Genomic DNA, 18,412 nt, shown 5'->3' on the forward strand with positions numbered 1-18,412 from the left:
ATTATAGACGGATAAGCGCTATGAATATATTAGATAAAATCCAGCAAATCCAAAGCTCTTTTAGTAAATCAGAGCGCAAGGTCGCCCAAGTTATCTTAGCGTCACCTCAAACGACTATTCATAGCAGTATTGCCGCCCTCGCTAAAGAAGCCGATGTTAGCGAACCAACCGTCAACCGCTTTTGTCGACGATTAGAAACGAAAGGTTTTCCTGACTTTAAACTGCATTTAGCACAAAGTATCGCCAATGGTACGCCTTATGTCAGCCGTCATGTTGATGTTGATGACGGTCCAGATGCATACTGTTCTAAAATATTTGAGTCAACAATGGCCGCTTTAGATCATGCTAGACGCTCCTTAGATACGATCAAGGTCAATAAAGCGGTTGATATTTTAACTCAAGCTCGACACATTGCTTTTTTTGGTGCAGGCTCATCATCGTCAGTCGCTCATGATGCCCATTACAAGTTTTTCCGTTTTAATACGCCGGTGAGCTGTTACGACGACACCTTAATGCAAAGAATAACCTGTGTTAATGCGCACGAAGGTGACGTTATTGTGATCATTTCACACACTGGACGCACCAAAAGCATAGTTGAGATAGCTAACATTGCACGGGCAAATGATGCCACGGTTATTGGTATAACCAGTGAAGGAACTCCTTTAGCTAATGCCTGTAACCTTGTACTATCTCTTGATATAACGGAAGATACAGATATGTATATGCCGATGGCATCGCGCATTGCACAATTAACCTTAATTGATATATTAGCCACGGGGTTCACTTTACGTCGTGGTGGAAAGTTTATGGATAACTTAAAGCGAGTTAAAGAAGGATTAAAAGATTCGCGTTATGAAAAATAATATGCTCAGTTGTTTTGCAATTTGAGCGACACAATAACAATGTAAAGTCACTGGCTTAAACACACATAGTTGTCATTGACACATCAACTGGAATTACAAACCTTTTACAATAGCTCGCCCCCCATTCATCAGCGAGTCATTGTGAAAAAACGGGGAAAATACATGTACAGAAGAACGAAAATTGTCACTACGCTTGGTCCTGCTACTGATCGCGATAATAACCTAGAAAAAATCATTGCAGCTGGCGCAAACGTAGTCCGTATGAACTTCTCACACGGTGCGGCAGAAGATCACATTAAACGTGCTGAGCAGGTACGTGAAATCGCCAAACGTCTTGGTAAATACATTGGTATTCTAGGCGATTTACAAGGTCCAAAAATCCGCGTATCGACCTTTAAAGATGGCCCAGTCATGTTAGAAGAAGGCGCTGCATTTACCTTAGATGCCGATTTAGGTAAAGGTGAAGGTACGGTCGAAAGCGTTGGTTTAGATTACAAAGCGTTAGTTAAAGACGTTGTACCAGGTGACACTCTATTATTAGATGATGGCCGTGTGCAACTTATCGTCAAAAACGTTGAAGGTAACAAAATTAATACAACTGTCAGTATTGGTGGTAAGTTATCGAACAACAAAGGGATTAATAAATTAGGCGGTGGCTTATCAGCCCCTGCTCTTACTGCTAAAGATAAAGAAGATATTAAATTAGCAGCCAAAATCGGCGTTGATTTTTTAGCGGTATCTTTCCCACAATCGGGCGCAGATTTACGCTATGCTCGTCAATTAGCTGAAGAAGCCGGTCTTAATGCCCATATCGTCGCTAAAGTAGAACGTGCAGAAACAGTTGCCACTGATGAAGCCATTGACGATATCGTTTCAAACTGTGATGTTGTTATGGTAGCTCGTGGTGATCTTGGAGTTGAAATTGGTGACCCTGCTCTTGTCGTTAAACAAAAGAAATTGATTTCTCGCTCACGTCAATTAAACCGCGCTGTTATTACTGCAACGCAAATGATGGAGTCGATGATTGAGAATCCAATGCCAACCCGCGCAGAGGTAATGGACGTTGCCAACGCGGTATTAGACGGTACAGACGCTGTTATGCTTTCAGGCGAAACTGCAGCAGGTAAATACCCAGTAGAAACTGTTAAATCCATGGCCAGTGTGGCTGTTGGTGCAGAGAGCCACCCAACAACCAGTAACTCTAAGCACCGTTTATCTAGCCACTTTGATTCAATGGCAGAAACCACAGCATTATCAGCTATGTATGCGGCTAACCACCTTAATGGTGTTAAAGCCTTAGTTTGTTTAACTGAATCGGGTAATACGGCTAAGTTAATGTCGCGTATTAGTTCTGGTATTCGAATTTTCGCCTTATCTCGTCACGAGCAAGCTTTAAACGCCTGTGCTATGTATCGCGGTGTTCAGCCTTTCTATTTTGATTCAACTAAGAGCAATTCAGGTACGTTAACTAAGGACATTTTAGCGGCGTTGAAGGATGCAGGTCATATTGAAGATGGCGACTTAATCGTTCTTACCTCTGGTGATGCAATGGAAACGATTGGCGCAACTAACGCAATGAAGATAGTTAAAGCGTAATAACCCCAATCTATTATCCAAATTTTAAAAGCCGAACTTTTGTTCGGCTTTTTTTATTTTAATTAAAAAGTAAAGCCTCGTCCTTTAGGCGTGGATATTTACTTCATAATCAAAATTATCAGGTCGACTTATCGATAAATTGGCTGATATGCCGACATAACCAAATCGGGTCGTCTAACGGCAAGTCATGCCCTGCCCATGGATGTTCAATCATTTCAAGTTGCCAATTTTTAGCTAACTGCTCGCTGCATTGGGAGTTAACTAAGTAATCCCATTTCGATTTAACCACCAATATTTTTGCGCTTGGCCGATGACTCACAGCAAAGGTCGCGGCTGCAAGCAATTGCCGAAAAGCATTACGCAAGCTAACCGGTTTATCTAAACTAAAATGACTCCATATAGTGACGCATTCATTGATAAAAGGCGCTCTAGCATGGGGGGGTAAATGTAGTGTTTTATTGGAAGTTAAGCGTAGTATCTGGCGCTCTTTGTATTGCGTATTAAACACCCCAATCAATAGTATTTTGATAATGGCCGGATAGGTTTGCCAATTTAATCTATGATAAAAAGGCGAGAATTGCTTAAGGCTAGAATTAATCAAAACAACAGATTTAATACGCTGAGGTTCGGCGTTAGCCCAATCCAAGGCTATCATTCCGCCCATGGAGATACTGATCAATTCAATAGCTTGCTCAGGCCCTAACAAGTCATTTAATTGCTCTGAAATGGCAATTCGCATGCCTTGAATGGTAACAGGCGACTTTTCATGATTTCGCTTGCCATTGCCAGGAATATCTAAACAAATAATTTCTCTGTCGTCGAAAAATTGTTTCAAATCAGCGATAAACGCTCCCCAATGACGCTGCTCACGTAATAAGCCTCTCAATAAAACAATAGGCGGTTTAGCAAAATGCATGTTAATCACCTACTTGTCGTACCATAACGCTGTAGCTTTTTGCGCCATGTTGAGGCTTTGACAATCAACAAGCCAATTTTCATAAGAGGCAGTCGCTCGCGTTAAGAACTCCATCATAATTAAATGGCCACGCAATACGCGTTTAACTCGGTGCGGTTTCATTGGGTGATATAAGCCTAGCGACTTTAATAATTGCAATGGGTTTTTCTTAACCCAGCGCCAGCTGCCCATTTCAAGGGTTAATGGCAAAAATGTCGTTGGGTGTTTTTGCGACTCATCATATAAATAATCCCACAGATCACCATGACACAAATAATGTTTTGCCTGAGGTTCAAAAATATAATTTTGATTGGGGTAACTTTGGTTAAATAATTCACGTAGATGGTACATCTCGCCGATATGAGAAATTGGCTGTAATTGGCTTTTCGCGTAAGGAAACCAAAGCCTATCGGTTATGCCAAAACCAGAATGACAATCCAGAACAATAGAAAAAGGCGACTTAAATACATCCCGTTGAATATAATCACACAGAGCTTGCGATTCAATTTCCATGGTGTTTTCGGTGCCGCGATACCAAGGAATACGCTTGCTGATCCGTTGTCCACCAACAAGGAATGCGGTTTTTTCTTTGCTATCTATCGGCGCATTACGCATTAAATCGACATGATTACCATTAGAGCGCCAATGATTTGCCATACCCACAGGGTTAACTAAGGGAATAAAATTAACTCGAGTCTTAGTTAATAAATTAATTAAGCTGCTATCCCAAGACATTCGACCTAACAAGGTTTCTAAAAATGCGAGAACAACTTGCGTACCAATTCGCTCTAAGCCATGCACACCACCGACAAACGTCATGACAGGCGCATAGTCATCTTGACAACCAATGGAAATAGCATGGATAGGTAATAGCTGATTATCTAACGGCACATGGGCAATAATTTCGCTACGTAATTTGGAAGCGCAAGATTCCAAAATAAATTCTAGCTGCTTCAATTCCGGTAAAAGATTGTCGTAATAGTGATGAATGCTCAATTAAACTAACACTGAAATTTAAGAGGATTATAGTTTTAAAGCTAGCCTATAATTTGAATTACTAGATGAAAAATTAAAGAATTTTTGTTTAAACGTTTATTAACGATACTCTTAAGTTACAAATTGATTTAGGTTTCTGTGAGCTGTTCCAGACGCCCACGGTATACAAAACCATGGATTTAATTCTTCGGTAATGGCTATAGATAGTAGGCAATATCGCACCTAGAAACCGAGCCTATAGCAGCTTTGCTGCTATTGTCGAAATAAATTTCGACCTACATTAATTTAATTTTTCTTACAAACTAGGTGCTTTCAATTGATCATTTCTTTCTGGAAAAAGTACTAGCGCTTCGTTTTTATCAACACCGCCAAGCTAATCGGCGCTAACAAATAACTATCACCGCCATTAAAACGCAAATTTCGTTTTCGCTGACTGATAACTTCCGCCATAGGTTCTTCAATTGAAGTATCCAACTCTCTTTTCCATTTCCAACCCTTTGGCAAATGATTGGGTAAGGTAAACTCAATGCCTGTATCAGCCGCATTGAGTAATACAATAAAGTCGGTATCTGTTACCTGACGGCCTTTTTCATCAAGCTCTTGTAATGCTTCGCCATGCATATGCATACCAATACAACGGGTATGTGGCATCTGCCATTCTTCATCTGTCATTTCATTGCCACTGGCAGATAACCAAGTAATATCTTTCGCTAATGAACCTCGCAGTTGGTGACCTTGAAAAAAGTGGCGTTGCCTAAAAATGGGATGTTCTTGCCGAAGTTTAATAAGGCGCCGACAAAATGCTAAAAATTGCTGCTGCTCGTCATTTAAGCGCCAATTTATCCAACTTAGTTTATTGTCTTGGCAGTAGGCGTTATTGTTGCCCTGTTGTGTGCGGCTGAGTTCATCGCCAGCCAGTAACATAGGTACACCTTGCGACAACATTAATGTCGCCATAAAATTACGCTTTTGCCGCCAGCGTAGTTTATTTATTTTAAGGCTCTTAGTTTTGCCTTCAATGCCCATGTTCCAACTCATATTGTGATCATGGCCATCGCGATTATTTTCGTTATTGGCTAAATTGTGCTTTTCGTTGTAACTCACTAAATCTTCAAGGGTAAAGCCATCATGTGCGGTGATAAAATTAATACTGGCATAAGGTTTACGGCCACTGTGTTCATATAAGTCACTTGAGCCGGTTAATCGATAAGCTAGCTCCCCGACTTTACCACCATCACCTTTCCAATACGCTCGCATTAAATCTCGATATTTGCCATTCCATTCTGTCCAGCCAACAGGGAAATTACCTACCATGTATCCCCCCTCACCTATATCCCAAGGCTCTGCAATGAGCTTAACTTGGGAAATAACCGGGTCTTGATGAATAATATCGAAAAATGCACCTAGCTTATCTACTTCATGTAACTCGCGTGCTAACGCAGAAGCCAGATCAAAACGAAAACCATCAACGTGCATTTCTTCTACCCAGTACCGCAAACTATCCATAATCAATTGCAGGGCTTTGGGCGTCATCATGTTTAATGTATTGCCACAACCGGTGTAATCCATGTAGTAGCGTTCATTATCTTCAACCAAACGATAATACGCTTTGTTATCAATGCCTTTAAACGATAAAGTCGGCCCTAAATGATTGCCTTCTGCGGTATGGTTGTACACCACATCAAGTATGACCTCGATACCTGCAGCGTGATAAGCACTGACCATTTCCTTAAACTCGTTAATATCTTTTTTGCTTGAATAACGCATATCAGGCGCAAAAAAGCTCAAAGAATTGTAACCCCAATAATTAGTTAAGCCATTGGCTTGCAAATGCCAGTCATTAACGAAACCATGAATGGGCATCAACTCAATCGCGGTCACTCCTAACGACTTAATATATTTAATGACAGAGGGATAGGCCAATCCAGCATAGGTGCCTTTTAATTTGGTGGGAACATCTGGGTGTTGTTGAGTAAAGCCTTTTACATGCAACTCATAAATTATGGTTTTATGCCAAGGCGTGTTAGGTCTTTTATCGCCACGCCAATTGAATTGGCTATCAACCACTTTGCACTTCGGCATGTAATCCGCATTGTCTGTATCGCTAAAACTTAAATCTTCAGCTTTATCACCAATTCGATAACCAAATGCGTAGTCATTCCAAATAACCTCTCCTTCAATGGCTTTAGCGTAAGGATCAAGCAAAAGTTTATTACCATTGAATCTATGTCCACTTTCAGGATCATAGGGGCCATAAACACGATACGCATACAATTGATTTGGTTTAACTTGCGGCAAAAATACATGCCATACTTGGTCGGTTTGTTCTTGCAACTGTATGCTATGGGTTTGCTTTTCGCCTTTTTTATCAAATAAACACAATTCTACCCGCTCGGCATGTTCTGAAAATAAGGCAAAGTTAACCCCGTCGCCTGTCCATGTTGCACCGAGTGGATAAGGTTTTCCTGGCCATACTTTTAGTTTACTAAACATAACAACTCTCCTTTGCTTTACTGCATCATGCCAGTGCAAAATTGCTCAAAATAGGAACGCTATACATCATTATTCACAAACAAACAGGTAAGAAATCTGGAATATAGTCAAAGCGATCAGGTTTTAGGTGCAGGTTTCTGGTTCCAAGCGAAACCTAAGTACTTACAACCATCTAAGCAAAGTCGAGAGTAAGCGCTGACAATAAACCATAAGACCTGAGCGAGAAGACTATAACCATAGGCACAGTATGGCTGGCAATTGAAAAGCGTACATTGACCGGTTAATTAAATTTAAGTTAAACCTTGCCATGTTAAGCCTGCATATTCCTGTTTACAGTAGCTATGCAATTTTTGTTCAAAATTGGCGAGTCTAATAGGGAAATTGGCAAGCTATTGGCATAAACAATTAAAACAAACTATCTTTTTAACAGTACACACGGCTGCAATAACAACATAATGACTCGTAAAACACTTGGCTTATTTATAAGTGAATTAACCCGTAATAATAACTACCGATTATTTAGTGCGTTAAAACAGCAAGCCCAGCAGCATCGAATGCATTTAATTGCGTTTGAAGGTCGTTGCATGCAAAGTGAAAATTATGCTGACAAACAGCTCAATTTTATTTATCAATTTTGTAATGAAGAGTTAATAGACGATTTAATCGTGCCTTCTTCAGCTGTACCCTTGTCATTTACTCAAAGTAAATTTGAGCGTTTTTTTAAAAATACAGCTAAATCAAAAGTCATTACCTATTACACAAAGCGCGAGGGTTATCACTCTGTTCGAGTGGATAACGCATCCGGTTCGAGTCAATTAGTTGAGCATTTATTAGCACACCATCAATATCAACGTTTTATCGTGATCCGTGGCCCAGTCAATGACGATGATGCCAATCAGCGTTTCAAGGCGACAATCAAGGTATTAGAAAGCAAAAGTATTGAGCCATTAGTTTTACAAGGCAGTTGGGAATCAAAAGACAGTATTCGATTAATCAAAACCATCATAAAACAATATGATAATTATCAAGCGGTTATCTTTCCTAACGACGAAACAGCCATCGCCGCATTAGATTACATCAATAATTTTGCGCCGCAATATAAAGAGTTTTTTTCTATTGTTGGTTTTGATAATTCAGTTAACGCACGTAATATTTCACCACAGTTAACAACTGCTGATCATCCACACCCTGATATGGCAGCCAAAACATTTGAGCTAATTACTCAAGACAATAATAACCCTAGTGATACGATATTTGAGTCAAAGGCGATTATTCGAGCATCATGTGGCTGTCAACATCATAAAGAAGATACCCAGCCAACTCGTAAACTTTACACCGATAGTTTTTACTTGCACGAAAATTTACAAGCGCTTAACCATCAAGATTTTTTCGACAAATTAACCTTTGCCTTAACAGACAGGGAAATTAGTGGTTGCTATATAAACCTATACAAAACTAAAGCATTTGAGCTTAAAGCAACATCAGAGGTGCCGAAATTTTCTAAATTAGTCTATGCATTTTCAGATGGCAATTTACACAATGAATATATAGACGAAACCTTTGCCACCCAACAATTACTGCCCGAAGGTTTATGGCGTACCGAGACAGCTAAAACCTTACTGGCAAAACCCTTGTACTATAACAATGAACATTTTGGATTTATTGTATTTGATGTTAACCAAGGTCGAATGCAAGACATTCAAGAAATCACAACTCATGTTGCAACCACATTGCACATCATAAATTTATTCGAACGCATGCAAAGCACACTGCAAGAAAACGCGCGATTAATGGCTGACTTAGCCAAAATCAATCAAAGTTTGCTAAACGACAACTCTAGTTTAAAAGCAATATCGACGACAGATGAAATGACAGGTGTGTTAAACCGCCGTGGGTTCTATCAAGAGGTTGAAGCATTAATAAGCGAACAACAAGGCCATTCGATTACATTTTTATATGCCGACATGGACAGATTAAAATATGTGAACGATACCTTTGGCCATTCAGCTGGTGATGAAGCCATCAGTAAAATTGCCTCAACCCTAAGCCAAGTATTTAGAAATAATGATATTGTCGGGCGCATGGGTGGCGATGAATTTGTTATTTGTCTAGCACGAGACAAAGATTTTGATGTCAGTATATTAATTAATCGAATAGATGCTGAGCTCGACTACTATAATCAAACCAGTGGCAAACCCTTTGAAATAGCCATGAGTTTTGGATCTTACACCTTGGATATTAGCCACGAATTGGATATAGAAAAAGCCATAGAACAAGCCGATGCGGCATTGTACGAAAAGAAAAAAGCGCGTAAGGCAACAAGGTAACGCGCTTGTTTATCAGCTTAAACCCCTTATCCATTTAATTTCTCTAAATAGTATCTATTTATTGTGGGCGAGCATTTCTGCTTGCTGAGCCTGCAAACCTTTCTCCCCCAAAGAGCAAGACTACAGAATTTTGTTCCTGGCAAATTCTAAGTACTTGCATCCATGCAGGAACCAAAAACAGGGGGGAAGCCAAGGCTTACTGCTTGAAATGCTAAATAGTTACAAGAACCATTAAAAAAGCCGCGCTTCTTAACAAGAAACGCGGCTTTTTCGAATGCTTTTTATCAATGCTTAGTAAAGCAAATTAGATTTTAATCTCGGTTTAAGAAAGATTCGACCGTGTTAATTTCCATGCGGTTAGTTTCACCTTTTGGCGAACCCGGTGCGCTTTTAGCAATAACAACTAAGCTATCGTCTTGTAATGTGCCGTTATCCACTAAAGGAGAAATTGAATTTTTAATTACGTCTTTGCGGTCAAGTACATCAACCAAATAAGCATCAACACCATAACTTAACGACAATAAACGTAAAGATTCCGGCGTATAACAAGCTGCATATAAAGGTGCAGCAGGACGATGAGAGGCTATTTGACGAGCCGTTGAGCCTGTAGCGGTTGGGACAACAATAGCATCAACATCTAAATCACGAGCCGATTTAGCGACCTGCTTACAAATATACTCCTGTAAGTGATATTTATCGTTTTTGCTGTCTAAGTTAATACCGTGAGCCGTTTGGTCTTCAACATGAGAACAAATACGCGCCATTGTTTCAACCGCTTCAAATGGGTAGTCACCGTAAGCTGACTCACCTGAAAGCATGACTGCATCAGTACCATCTAATACCGCATTGGCAACGTCTGAAATTTCAGCACGTGTTGGACGTGGGTTTTGGATCATACTTTCTAGCATTTGGGTCGCAGTGATAACCGGACGCTGTGCCTTGATACATTTTTGGATCATGGCTTTTTGCACTAGCGGTACTTCTTCACCTGGAATTTCAATACCTAAATCACCACGAGCAACCATAACACCATAGGTCACTTCAAGAATTTCATCTAAATTATCAACACCTTCGCGGTTCTCGATTTTAGAGATAATTTTGATTGGTGAGTTTTTAGCATCAAGAATCTCTTGAACATCTAGCACGTCTTGTTTGTTACGAACAAAAGAATGAGCAATAAAATCAACACCGGCATCAATAGCCATTTCAATAAATGATTTATCACGCTCAGTCACCGACGGCAGTTTAATTTCTACGCCCGGTACGTTAACACTCTTTTTCTTTTTAATTTTACCGTTGTTTAGTGCCGTGGTGTATAAAGCTTCATCATCTTTACTATCAACAACTAGCTCTAATAAACCGTCATCAATCAAGATATGAGCACCAACCGGTACATCTTTAACAAAGCCAAGGTAGTTAACTTGCACAGCTTCACGTGTTGTGGCTACATCTAAACCGTCAGCACGGAAAGTGACTTTATCACCTGTTGAAATGTTTAAATCTTCTTCAATTTTTAAGTTAGTGCGCATTTCTGGGCCTTTGGTATCAACCAACACAGCCAATTTGTCACTTACTTTACGCACATTTTCAATAACAACACGAGTATCTTCAGGCGTTTGATGTGCAGTGTTTAAACGAATAACGTTTACACCGCGCTTGTATAATTCAGTAATAAATTCAACGTCACCCTTTAAATCAGATACCGTTGCTACAATTTTAGTTTGCTTAGTCATACTTCCGTTCACAAATTATAATAGTGATAATTTTGCGCGCTATTGTAGTGAATTGTGACCTTAAAGGCTGCTAAAAATTGGCAAGAATGGAGAAGATTAAATTCTTAGCTATGCAGTTTTAACTAAAAAGACAGCCAAACGTTACAAGCCTGTTAAAAATAAAGAGAAAGCCCAGTTTTATATAGTCAAAGCGATCAGGTTTTAGGGGAAGCCGTCAAGCTTCGAGACCCCATGAGCATATGCTCTACTATGTGATTGGGGCGAGTAAGCGCTGACAATGAACCATAAGACCTGAGCGAGAAGACTATAGTAAAAAAGTGGGCTATATAAAGTTACATTAGAGTAAGGCTTAACCTAATCCAAAACCGCAAAAAAGACCCCATAAGGTAAAAAACGCAAGCAATTCTGACTATCTAATTGGGTATTATTAAATTCATGCCCCACTAATTGATGGGCTTTGATCTTTTGTGGTAAATCAATTTGTGTCGATTCACCCGACAAATTAAAACCACACATAATAGCGCGTTCGCTTGTCTTGCGCGTAAACAGTAAAATAGGCTCTGGAGCTGCTAAGAACTGTATATCACCATGAATTAACGCCGGTTGTGTCGAGCGCCATTTGATAAAAGATTTAAACGCGTTAATCACAGATTCAGCATCTATTTGCTGATTTTGCACCGACATTGCAACATGCTCTTGTGGTATGGGTAGCCAAGGTGGCGATAAACTAAAACCGGCATTTAAAGTCCGGTTCCATGGCATAGGCGTTCGACAGCCATCTCGTCCTTTGAATGTCGGATAAAAGTTAATACCGTAGGGGTCCTGCATCGCTTCAAACGGAATATCGGCTTGTGGCAAACCAAGCTCCTCGCCTTGATAAACACAAATACTGCCTTTTAGTGAACCTAATAACGCGTTAAGCATTTTCGCCTTATCTTCATGACGCTGACTTTTATCCCAGCGCGTCACAACGCGTTCTACATCATGATTACCCAATGCCCAACATGGCCATCCGTCTTCGAGTTTTTGCTCTAGCCGCTCAACCGTTTCACGAATATGCGTAGCACTGTATTTGTCATTCAGTAGTTCAAAACTATATGCCATATGCAAGTATTCTGCGCCCTGCGTATATTCCGCCATCGTTGCTAATGAATCTTCTGATGAAATTTCGGCTAATGAGGTCGTATTAGGATACGTATCTAGCAGCGTGCGTAACTCGCGCATAAAAACTAAATTTTCAGGTTGAGTATGATTATATAAATGCTCTTGATAGGCATACGGGTTTTCGCCACGGATCCCCATCACAGTTAGGCGCTCTTTAGTACGAGCTGGGTTATCGCGTAATTGTGGATCATGACAACAAAAATTAGCCGCATCGACACGAATTCCATCGACACCTAATTGTAACCAAAACTCGATATTGGCTAATACCGCCTGACGCACGGCTGGGTTGTGGTAATTTAAATCGGGCTGAGCGGCAAGAAAGTTATGTAAGTAATACTGTTTACGACGAGGCTCCCATTGCCATGCCGGTCCACCAAATATAGATAACCAATTATTAGGCGGTGTACCATCATCTTTAGGATCAGCCCATACAAACCAATCCGCTTTATCATTGGTTTTATTTTCACGGCTTTCAACAAACCAAGCATGTTGATCTGACGTATGATTTAGCACTGCATCAATAAGCACCTTTAGACCAAGATCATGTGCTTTATCGACCACTAGCTTAAAATCATCTAAACCGCCAAAAAGTGGATCTACCGCACAATGATCGCTGACATCATAACCGAAGTCTTTCATAGGAGATTGATAAAAAGGAGAAATCCATACAGCGTCTACACCCAATTCAGCAACATAGCCCAACTTGTTAGCAATGCCAGCTAAATCACCAACACCATCATTATTGCTATCCATGAAGCTGCGTGGGTATATTTGGTATAAAACGGCGCCTCTCCACCATTCAGACTGGTTCATTCACTTTCCTCAACATGTCTTACACTGTTTAAACTGGCCTATTTTGTTAGCGTGTTTTTTATTTGTTCGCGGCTAGCCGCAGCAAGTTCTCGTTTATTCAAGCTAACTTGTGATGACGACTAACAAACAAAAATTTAGCCTTGTATTGGCAGCATAGTTGAGCTCATACAGCTAATACAACAACCCGCATACGTATGCAGATTTAACAATTAAATTACAAACCAACAAAAAAAATGTATGATTACGCTAATCAAAAACATCGGAAACACATGAATATAAAAGGAATTTACTAATACGAAGTACGTAATCACTTTCATATAGCAACAAAAAAAGTTAATAAAGTGTTGCATGAATACGTATGCAAAATGAAACATTTAAATAACATAGAGGTACAAGATGAAAGCCATAATTACCGGTGCCAATGGCAAAATCGGCCAATACCTCACTCGTCATTTAACCGATAGTGGTTGGCAATGCTTATCTTGGGATCGTGCCATTGTCGCGGTAAATGACGAACAAGCCATCTACCAATTTATTGAACGGACTCAACCTGATGTGGTTTTTCACCTTGCTTCGTTCTCTGATCCCATCGGACTCAAAAACGAATCTTGGATTGTCAATTACGATTGGCCTACCACCATAGCTAAATGTTGCCAGAAAATAGGCACTCAACTTGTCTACATTTCCTCAGCGCAAGTGTTTAATCACAGCTCACTTGGCCCTTATACGTTAAACAGCGTTGCCAATGCCACTTCTGGCACTGGCTATGAAAAACGTATGGCGGAAAAGTCATTATTAGATATTAATCCAAACAGCCTGATCATTCGCTTAGGCTGGCAAATAGACCCCAATGCGACAAAACAAGAAATGGCAAATTGGCTAATGAGCTTTAGTCGCTGCCAAGACGGCAATAAGCTACTGATGGCTGAAAATGATTTTCCGAGTTGCGGTTTTATTGATGACACTTGCAAAACACTCACTGCGTTGGTTTTAAGTGAACACCAAGGTGGCATATACCACTTTGACTCCAATCGAATTTGGAATTGTTGGCAAATTGCAACCGCGCTCAACCATACCTATTCGCTTAACTTAACTATTGAAAAAATCGACGTTGAAAGGCAATGTGAAGACATTAAGCCCCACGATAGTCGCTTAATTGATACTCGAGTCAACTTACCGCCACTTAGCGAACATCTCCTGTTTTAACGGACACCCGAACATACTTATATAACAAAACAAGTGGCGGATAGATTTTCCACCACTTGTTCATAACATGTGCGTTATCAACAAACGTAACTAACACGTGTTAAGTTAGAGCATGACTATATCCCTACAGCACAGTCACTTTTTATAACATTTATGCTATAGTCGCGCGAAATTTTCGACCTAGAGCCATTCCTGTGACTGAATTAACCAATAAATTACTACCTGAGTCGTTTATCGATTTTATTCGCCCTCACCTTCCAAGTAATCAAACGCTGGAAGCCTTTGTCGAATACTGCCATCGTCCGCTGCGTAAAAGCATTCGAGTCAATACACTCAAAATTACTGTGCCTGATTTTGTCAGTCAGGTAACAGAGAAAGGTTGGCAGCTGCAACCTATCCCTTGGTGTGACACCGGATTTTGGTTAACTCGACCCGAGCAAGAAGAAAAGTCATTGGCGCTTGGCAATACATTTGAGCACTTATCCGGGTTATTCTATGTACAAGAAGCCAGCTCTATGTTGCCACCTGTTGCTTTACTCTTTAATAGCCAAACACCGCAATTAGCTTTAGATTTAGCGGCAGCGCCGGGATCAAAAACCACCCAACTAGCAGCATTAATGGCTAATCAAGGTTTACTAGTCGCAAACGAATTTTCTTCCAGTCGAATCAAAGGTTTATTCTCAAATATTCAACGCTGTGGGGTCGCCAATGTCGCCCTGACCCATATGGATGGTCGGCTATTAGGTCACTTAGAAGAAACATTTGACAGCATATTGCTAGACGCGCCGTGTTCAGGTGAAGGCACTGTCCGCAAAGATCCTGACGCCATGAAAAATTGGACAGAGCAAAGTGTTCACGATATTGCAGATACGCAGTTTGATTTAATTTGTGCCGCTTTTCGAGCTTTAAAAATAGGCGGGGAAATGGTGTACTCAACCTGTACATTAAACCCGTTTGAAAACCAAAACATTTGTTTTAAATTGCAGCAGGAATTTGGCGAAGCCGTAACATTTTTACCTCTAGCTGATTTATTCCCCGGTGCGGCCGATTGCATGACAGAAGATGGTTTTTTGCACGTATGGCCACAAATATATGACTCAGAAGGATTTTTTGTCGCAAAAATCAAAAAAACAGCTAGCGTTAACCCTAATGACCAAGAAAACCCTTTTAAACGATTAGGCAAGTTTCCGTTTTCTCATACCAAGCAAAAACAAGCCAATGAATTTCAATCATTTCTAACTAAGCAATTTAATTTTAGCCAACTCCCTTTAGACAACCTTTATAGTCGAAATAATGAGCTTTGGTACTTCCCGACCAATATTGAAAAATTAGCAGGAAAAATAAAACTAGACAGAATTGGTGTTCGACTGGCAGAAGCCCATAAAAGCGGTTTTAAGTTAGATCACAGTTTAGCAATAACCTTTGGTCATTTATTTTCAAAACAAGTAATAAAACTAAACACAGAAAATGCAAAATCCTATTTAATGGGACAAGATATCAGGCTTACAGAGCAGGAATTGCCAAAAGAATTGGGCAAAGGCGAAGTCATCATGATGTATAAAGATCAAGTCATTGGCTTGGCAAAAAACCTAGGTAATCGAATTAAAAATCAATTACCCCGCGAGCTAGTAAAAGATAATTTACATAATATATAAATTATTACTATATATACAGATTTAAACTCAAGGCCAAAAGGGGTTTGCCTAGCAAATCCCTTAATTAACAATATATTAACTCAGATGACCTCCGACCAGATATCACTGTTATAACCAAATACCGAATAGTTTTTGAATTAATATAGCTTTTTTATCCTACGCTTTTTTTAATTTAGTCTAATCTAATTAATAACCGATGCGATTATCGCGCCTGATAATTATTTTTGTAAATCAATCACTTAGATATATCCAAATAATTATTGGGCAATTTAGTTTCATGCTGTTACCTCTAGTTTTAGTTTTTGTTAGCGCACGGCTCATCCCTGTGAGCCATTTCCCTGAGCCCGGACAAAGGAACTTTGCTCGGGCTTTTTTTTGCCCAATTGTATTCGAGTTAATAAAAAGTCGTGTTAGTAATAAAAAATTAGCCGACATGGTAATTACACTCAATCAAAATACCGCATTAGCTTGTCTAACCATGATCCCGGAATGTGCACCTCAACCTCATGCCCTTTGGACTTAACAAAATCAGCGGTACGCCCATATAAGGTGTACTGGTAAGTTTTACCCGCTTTAGCAGTGTAATCGATAAATGGGGATCGGCTAGCCCAAAAGTGGTAGCCATCATTGCGTACAATTTCAATATCAATTAACTCGGCATTTTTATCTCTTTTTTGCCAATCTATCTTTGGCACGCTCGAACCTGTTTCTGTCACTAGAAAGCTGACGCCCAATGGTTGCACTTCAGGGGCTTGCTGCCCATTTACGGCCGGTTTTTCGCTACGTAGTTGTGGTCTGTCAAATGGATATAATTCATGTTTAACTCGCTCATCCGTCAATGCGTGTTGCATAAACTCAATAATGGCTTTGCGCTGAAATTCAGTAAATTGAAAATTGTATAACTCGCCATTGGGTTTCTTACTAGCAATAGACTTAAATGGCACCTTTGCATAAACGTCAATCACTTGTCCTAAGCTGTGCTGTTGACCTGTATGCATAAAGGTTTTTTTTAAACCAACATTGCGCAAGCTAGGCACTTTCATTAACCCAATATGCGCTTTATTGCCAGTGATAGCGCTTTGTCCTAAATCGGCGTTTTGCCCCTGAATACCAATATTATAAAATTTATTATCCGTAAAAAGTGGAGGTTTATGACAATCCGTACAACCTGACTGTTTAAAAAACTCCCAACCTAAATTTTGTTGATAGCTTAGTGGCTTTACACCTTGCATAGCTTGATCCCAAGGTGTTTGGTTGGCAACTAATGTTCGCTCATAGGTTGTAATGGCAAAAATTATTCTCGCCAGCGTAATTTCACTATCACCAAATGCGCGTTCAAATAAAGCGGAATAAGAGGGATTGTTCTCAATGGCTTGGGCCACATCAACTGGCCAAGCTGTGGCTAAAGCAAGTGGTGAAGATTGGCGCAGCTTATCAATTAACTCCTGAGGTCGTTGCTCTGCTTTAGCCATTTCAACAGCGCTAAATAAAGGTCCGAGCGCTTGGTTTTCTAACGCACCTCCCTGCTTGATTAACACTTTACCCGTTTGAGGATCTAAAAATTGTGAACCTGCGCGACCGTCCCAAAAATTCAAGTCGGACCACAAGCCCGAAAAATAACTCTGAGCTGCTCGGCTCGTTACCTGCTGGCGATAATGGAAATGTTTATTTTTGCTCAGCTTACCTTGATGATCGCGAGCTTTAACGCCTAGGCTTCCCCAGATATCATCTGGTGTTCCAAGCTTCTCATCATACCCAGGTCCATTAGCTATACGTGGATCAGCCCCTGCCGCTGCAGGAATATGACAGGTACCACACGCTACTGAATTATCGGTTGATAGCTGCTCATCCCAAAAGAGTATTTTACCTAATAGCCGTTTCGGTTCACTGAATGGGTTTTCTGACGGAAAATTAACCGGTGGCAGTTTAGTATAAGCTTCAGCGGATAACGTGATAGGCGAGTAAGTGACAAGTATAAGAAAAACTAGGAAAAGTACGACAAAATAACCAATGGAACAAAACGTGAATCGAAACATTAACCTTGTCTAATATTGCAAGTTGAAAAACAACCAGCACTATAATCTGTTACAGAAACAAAACCGATAGGTTAAATTGATAATGATTTGGTAATAAATAGATATGATAGATAAAGAAGTGGCGGAGTGGACGGGACTCGAACCCGCGACCCCCGGCGTGACAGGCCGGTATTCTAACCAACTGAACTACCACTCCGCGTGGCATGGTTAAGCATAAATAAGATGGCGGAGTGGACGGGACTCGAACCCGCGACCCCCGGCGTGACAGGCCGGTATTCTAACCAACTGAACTACCACTCCGCGTGGTTGCTTAACGCATAAAAGTTCTTAAATTTACAATTCGACGATGGCGGAGTGGACGGGACTCGAACCCGCGACCCCCGGCGTGACAGGCCGGTATTCTAACCAACTGAACTACCACTCCGCATAAATCGAAATCGCAAATTGTCTAGCAGTGGCGGAGTGGACGGGACTCGAACCCGCGACCCCCGGCGTGACAGGCCGGTATTCTAACCAACTGAACTACCACTCCATTTCTGCTATATCAAGCATTCTGCTTGGCTTTTGACGGGGTC

11 protein-coding genes and 4 tRNA genes are annotated in these 18,412 nt (G+C 40.5%); 5 read left to right on the top strand and 10 right to left on the bottom strand.

The annotated features are described in order from the left end of the window. Nucleotides 1–20 precede the first annotated feature (20 nt). Nucleotides 21–863 carry a MurR/RpiR family transcriptional regulator gene (locus C2869_RS15915; protein ID WP_108603888.1) on the top strand — a complete coding sequence of 281 codons (843 nt, stop codon included), beginning with the start codon at nucleotides 21–23 and terminating at the stop codon, nucleotides 861–863. Nucleotides 864–1,025: 162 nt separating this feature from the next. Beyond that, on the top strand, nucleotides 1,026–2,459 hold the full coding sequence (gene pyk / locus C2869_RS15920) for a pyruvate kinase (protein WP_108603889.1): 1,434 nt from the start codon (nucleotides 1,026–1,028) through the stop codon (nucleotides 2,457–2,459). Between the two features lie 118 nt (nucleotides 2,460–2,577). On the opposite strand, the gene C2869_RS15925 is transcribed toward pyk (C2869_RS15920), so the two are convergent. From C2869_RS15925 to glgX, 3 genes are all read right to left on the bottom strand, one after another. Continuing rightward, a complete protein-coding gene (locus C2869_RS15925) occupies nucleotides 2,578–3,375 on the bottom strand; it encodes an alpha/beta fold hydrolase (RefSeq protein ID WP_108603890.1) in 798 nt (265 codons plus the stop codon). Between the two features lie 9 nt (nucleotides 3,376–3,384). Beyond that, complete coding sequence (locus C2869_RS15930) at nucleotides 3,385–4,350, bottom strand: M14 family zinc carboxypeptidase (protein WP_228710684.1); 966 nt, start codon at nucleotides 4,348–4,350, stop codon at nucleotides 3,385–3,387. Between the two features lie 402 nt (nucleotides 4,351–4,752). After that, entirely contained in the window at nucleotides 4,753–6,903 is a 2,151-nt protein-coding gene (glgX, locus tag C2869_RS15935; protein ID WP_108603892.1) for a glycogen debranching protein GlgX, read from the bottom strand. Nucleotides 6,904–7,358: 455 nt separating this feature from the next. Between glgX and C2869_RS15940 the strand changes: the two genes are divergently transcribed. After that, the gene (locus tag C2869_RS15940; RefSeq protein WP_108603893.1) at nucleotides 7,359–9,230 is read left to right on the top strand and encodes a GGDEF domain-containing protein; all 1,872 of its coding nucleotides are present in this window, start codon (nucleotides 7,359–7,361) and stop codon (nucleotides 9,228–9,230) included. Between the two features lie 311 nt (nucleotides 9,231–9,541). Here C2869_RS15940 and pyk (C2869_RS15945) read toward each other — a convergent pair whose 3' ends face one another. Next, nucleotides 9,542–10,963: a pyruvate kinase gene (gene pyk, locus C2869_RS15945; protein ID WP_108603894.1), complete on the bottom strand. Its 1,422-nt coding sequence runs from the start codon at nucleotides 10,961–10,963 to the stop codon at nucleotides 9,542–9,544. Between the two features lie 354 nt (nucleotides 10,964–11,317). Further along, nucleotides 11,318–12,940, bottom strand: a complete 1,623-nt coding sequence (locus C2869_RS15950) for an alpha-glucosidase (RefSeq protein WP_108603895.1) — start codon at nucleotides 12,938–12,940, stop codon at nucleotides 11,318–11,320. Between the two features lie 396 nt (nucleotides 12,941–13,336). Between C2869_RS15950 and C2869_RS15955 the strand changes: the two genes are divergently transcribed. Continuing rightward, a complete protein-coding gene (locus C2869_RS15955; protein WP_108603896.1) occupies nucleotides 13,337–14,146 on the top strand; it encodes a sugar nucleotide-binding protein in 810 nt (269 codons plus the stop codon). A gap of 194 nt (nucleotides 14,147–14,340) precedes the next feature. Further along, nucleotides 14,341–15,801 (top strand): 16S rRNA (cytosine(1407)-C(5))-methyltransferase RsmF, encoded by a 1,461-nt coding sequence (gene rsmF / locus C2869_RS15960; protein WP_108603897.1) that lies wholly within the window; start codon nucleotides 14,341–14,343, stop codon nucleotides 15,799–15,801. A 446-nt stretch (nucleotides 15,802–16,247) separates the two neighbouring features. Here the strand turns inward: rsmF and C2869_RS15970 are convergent, their stop codons facing one another. From C2869_RS15970 to C2869_RS15990, 5 genes are all read right to left on the bottom strand, one after another. Continuing rightward, on the bottom strand, nucleotides 16,248–17,837 hold the full coding sequence (locus C2869_RS15970) for a cytochrome-c peroxidase (RefSeq protein ID WP_108603899.1): 1,590 nt from the start codon (nucleotides 17,835–17,837) through the stop codon (nucleotides 16,248–16,250). 119 nt (nucleotides 17,838–17,956) lie between these two features. Then, a tRNA-Asp gene (locus C2869_RS15975) sits at nucleotides 17,957–18,033 on the bottom strand. A gap of 27 nt (nucleotides 18,034–18,060) precedes the next feature. Continuing rightward, nucleotides 18,061–18,137: transfer RNA gene (locus tag C2869_RS15980), tRNA-Asp, on the bottom strand. Nucleotides 18,138–18,184: 47 nt separating this feature from the next. After that, nucleotides 18,185–18,261, bottom strand: a tRNA-Asp gene (locus C2869_RS15985). Nucleotides 18,262–18,292: 31 nt separating this feature from the next. Beyond that, nucleotides 18,293–18,369, bottom strand: a tRNA-Asp gene (locus C2869_RS15990). Nucleotides 18,370–18,412: the final 43 nt, after the last annotated feature.

The sequence above is a fragment of the Saccharobesus litoralis genome, from assembly GCF_003063625.1.
Classification (GTDB): domain Bacteria; phylum Pseudomonadota; class Gammaproteobacteria; order Enterobacterales; family Alteromonadaceae; genus Saccharobesus; species Saccharobesus litoralis.

What these genes read in the sequence shown, in the direction of transcription:
- C2869_RS15970 (WP_108603899.1), bottom strand. Translation starts at nt 17,837, where the DNA reads ATGTTTCGATTCACGTTTTGTTCCATTGGTTATTTTGTCGTACTTTTC.
- C2869_RS15955 (WP_108603896.1), top strand. Translation starts at nt 13,337, where the DNA reads ATGAAAGCCATAATTACCGGTGCCAATGGCAAAATCGGCCAATACCTC.
- pyk (WP_108603894.1), bottom strand. Translation starts at nt 10,963, where the DNA reads ATGACTAAGCAAACTAAAATTGTAGCAACGGTATCTGATTTAAAGGGT.
- C2869_RS15915 (WP_108603888.1), top strand. Translation starts at nt 21, where the DNA reads ATGAATATATTAGATAAAATCCAGCAAATCCAAAGCTCTTTTAGTAAA.
- C2869_RS15950 (WP_108603895.1), bottom strand. Translation starts at nt 12,940, where the DNA reads ATGAACCAGTCTGAATGGTGGAGAGGCGCCGTTTTATACCAAATATAC.
- C2869_RS15925 (WP_108603890.1), bottom strand. Translation starts at nt 3,375, where the DNA reads ATGCATTTTGCTAAACCGCCTATTGTTTTATTGAGAGGCTTATTACGT.
- C2869_RS15940 (WP_108603893.1), top strand. Translation starts at nt 7,359, where the DNA reads ATGACTCGTAAAACACTTGGCTTATTTATAAGTGAATTAACCCGTAAT.
- pyk (WP_108603889.1), top strand. Translation starts at nt 1,026, where the DNA reads ATGTACAGAAGAACGAAAATTGTCACTACGCTTGGTCCTGCTACTGAT.
- glgX (WP_108603892.1), bottom strand. Translation starts at nt 6,903, where the DNA reads ATGTTTAGTAAACTAAAAGTATGGCCAGGAAAACCTTATCCACTCGGT.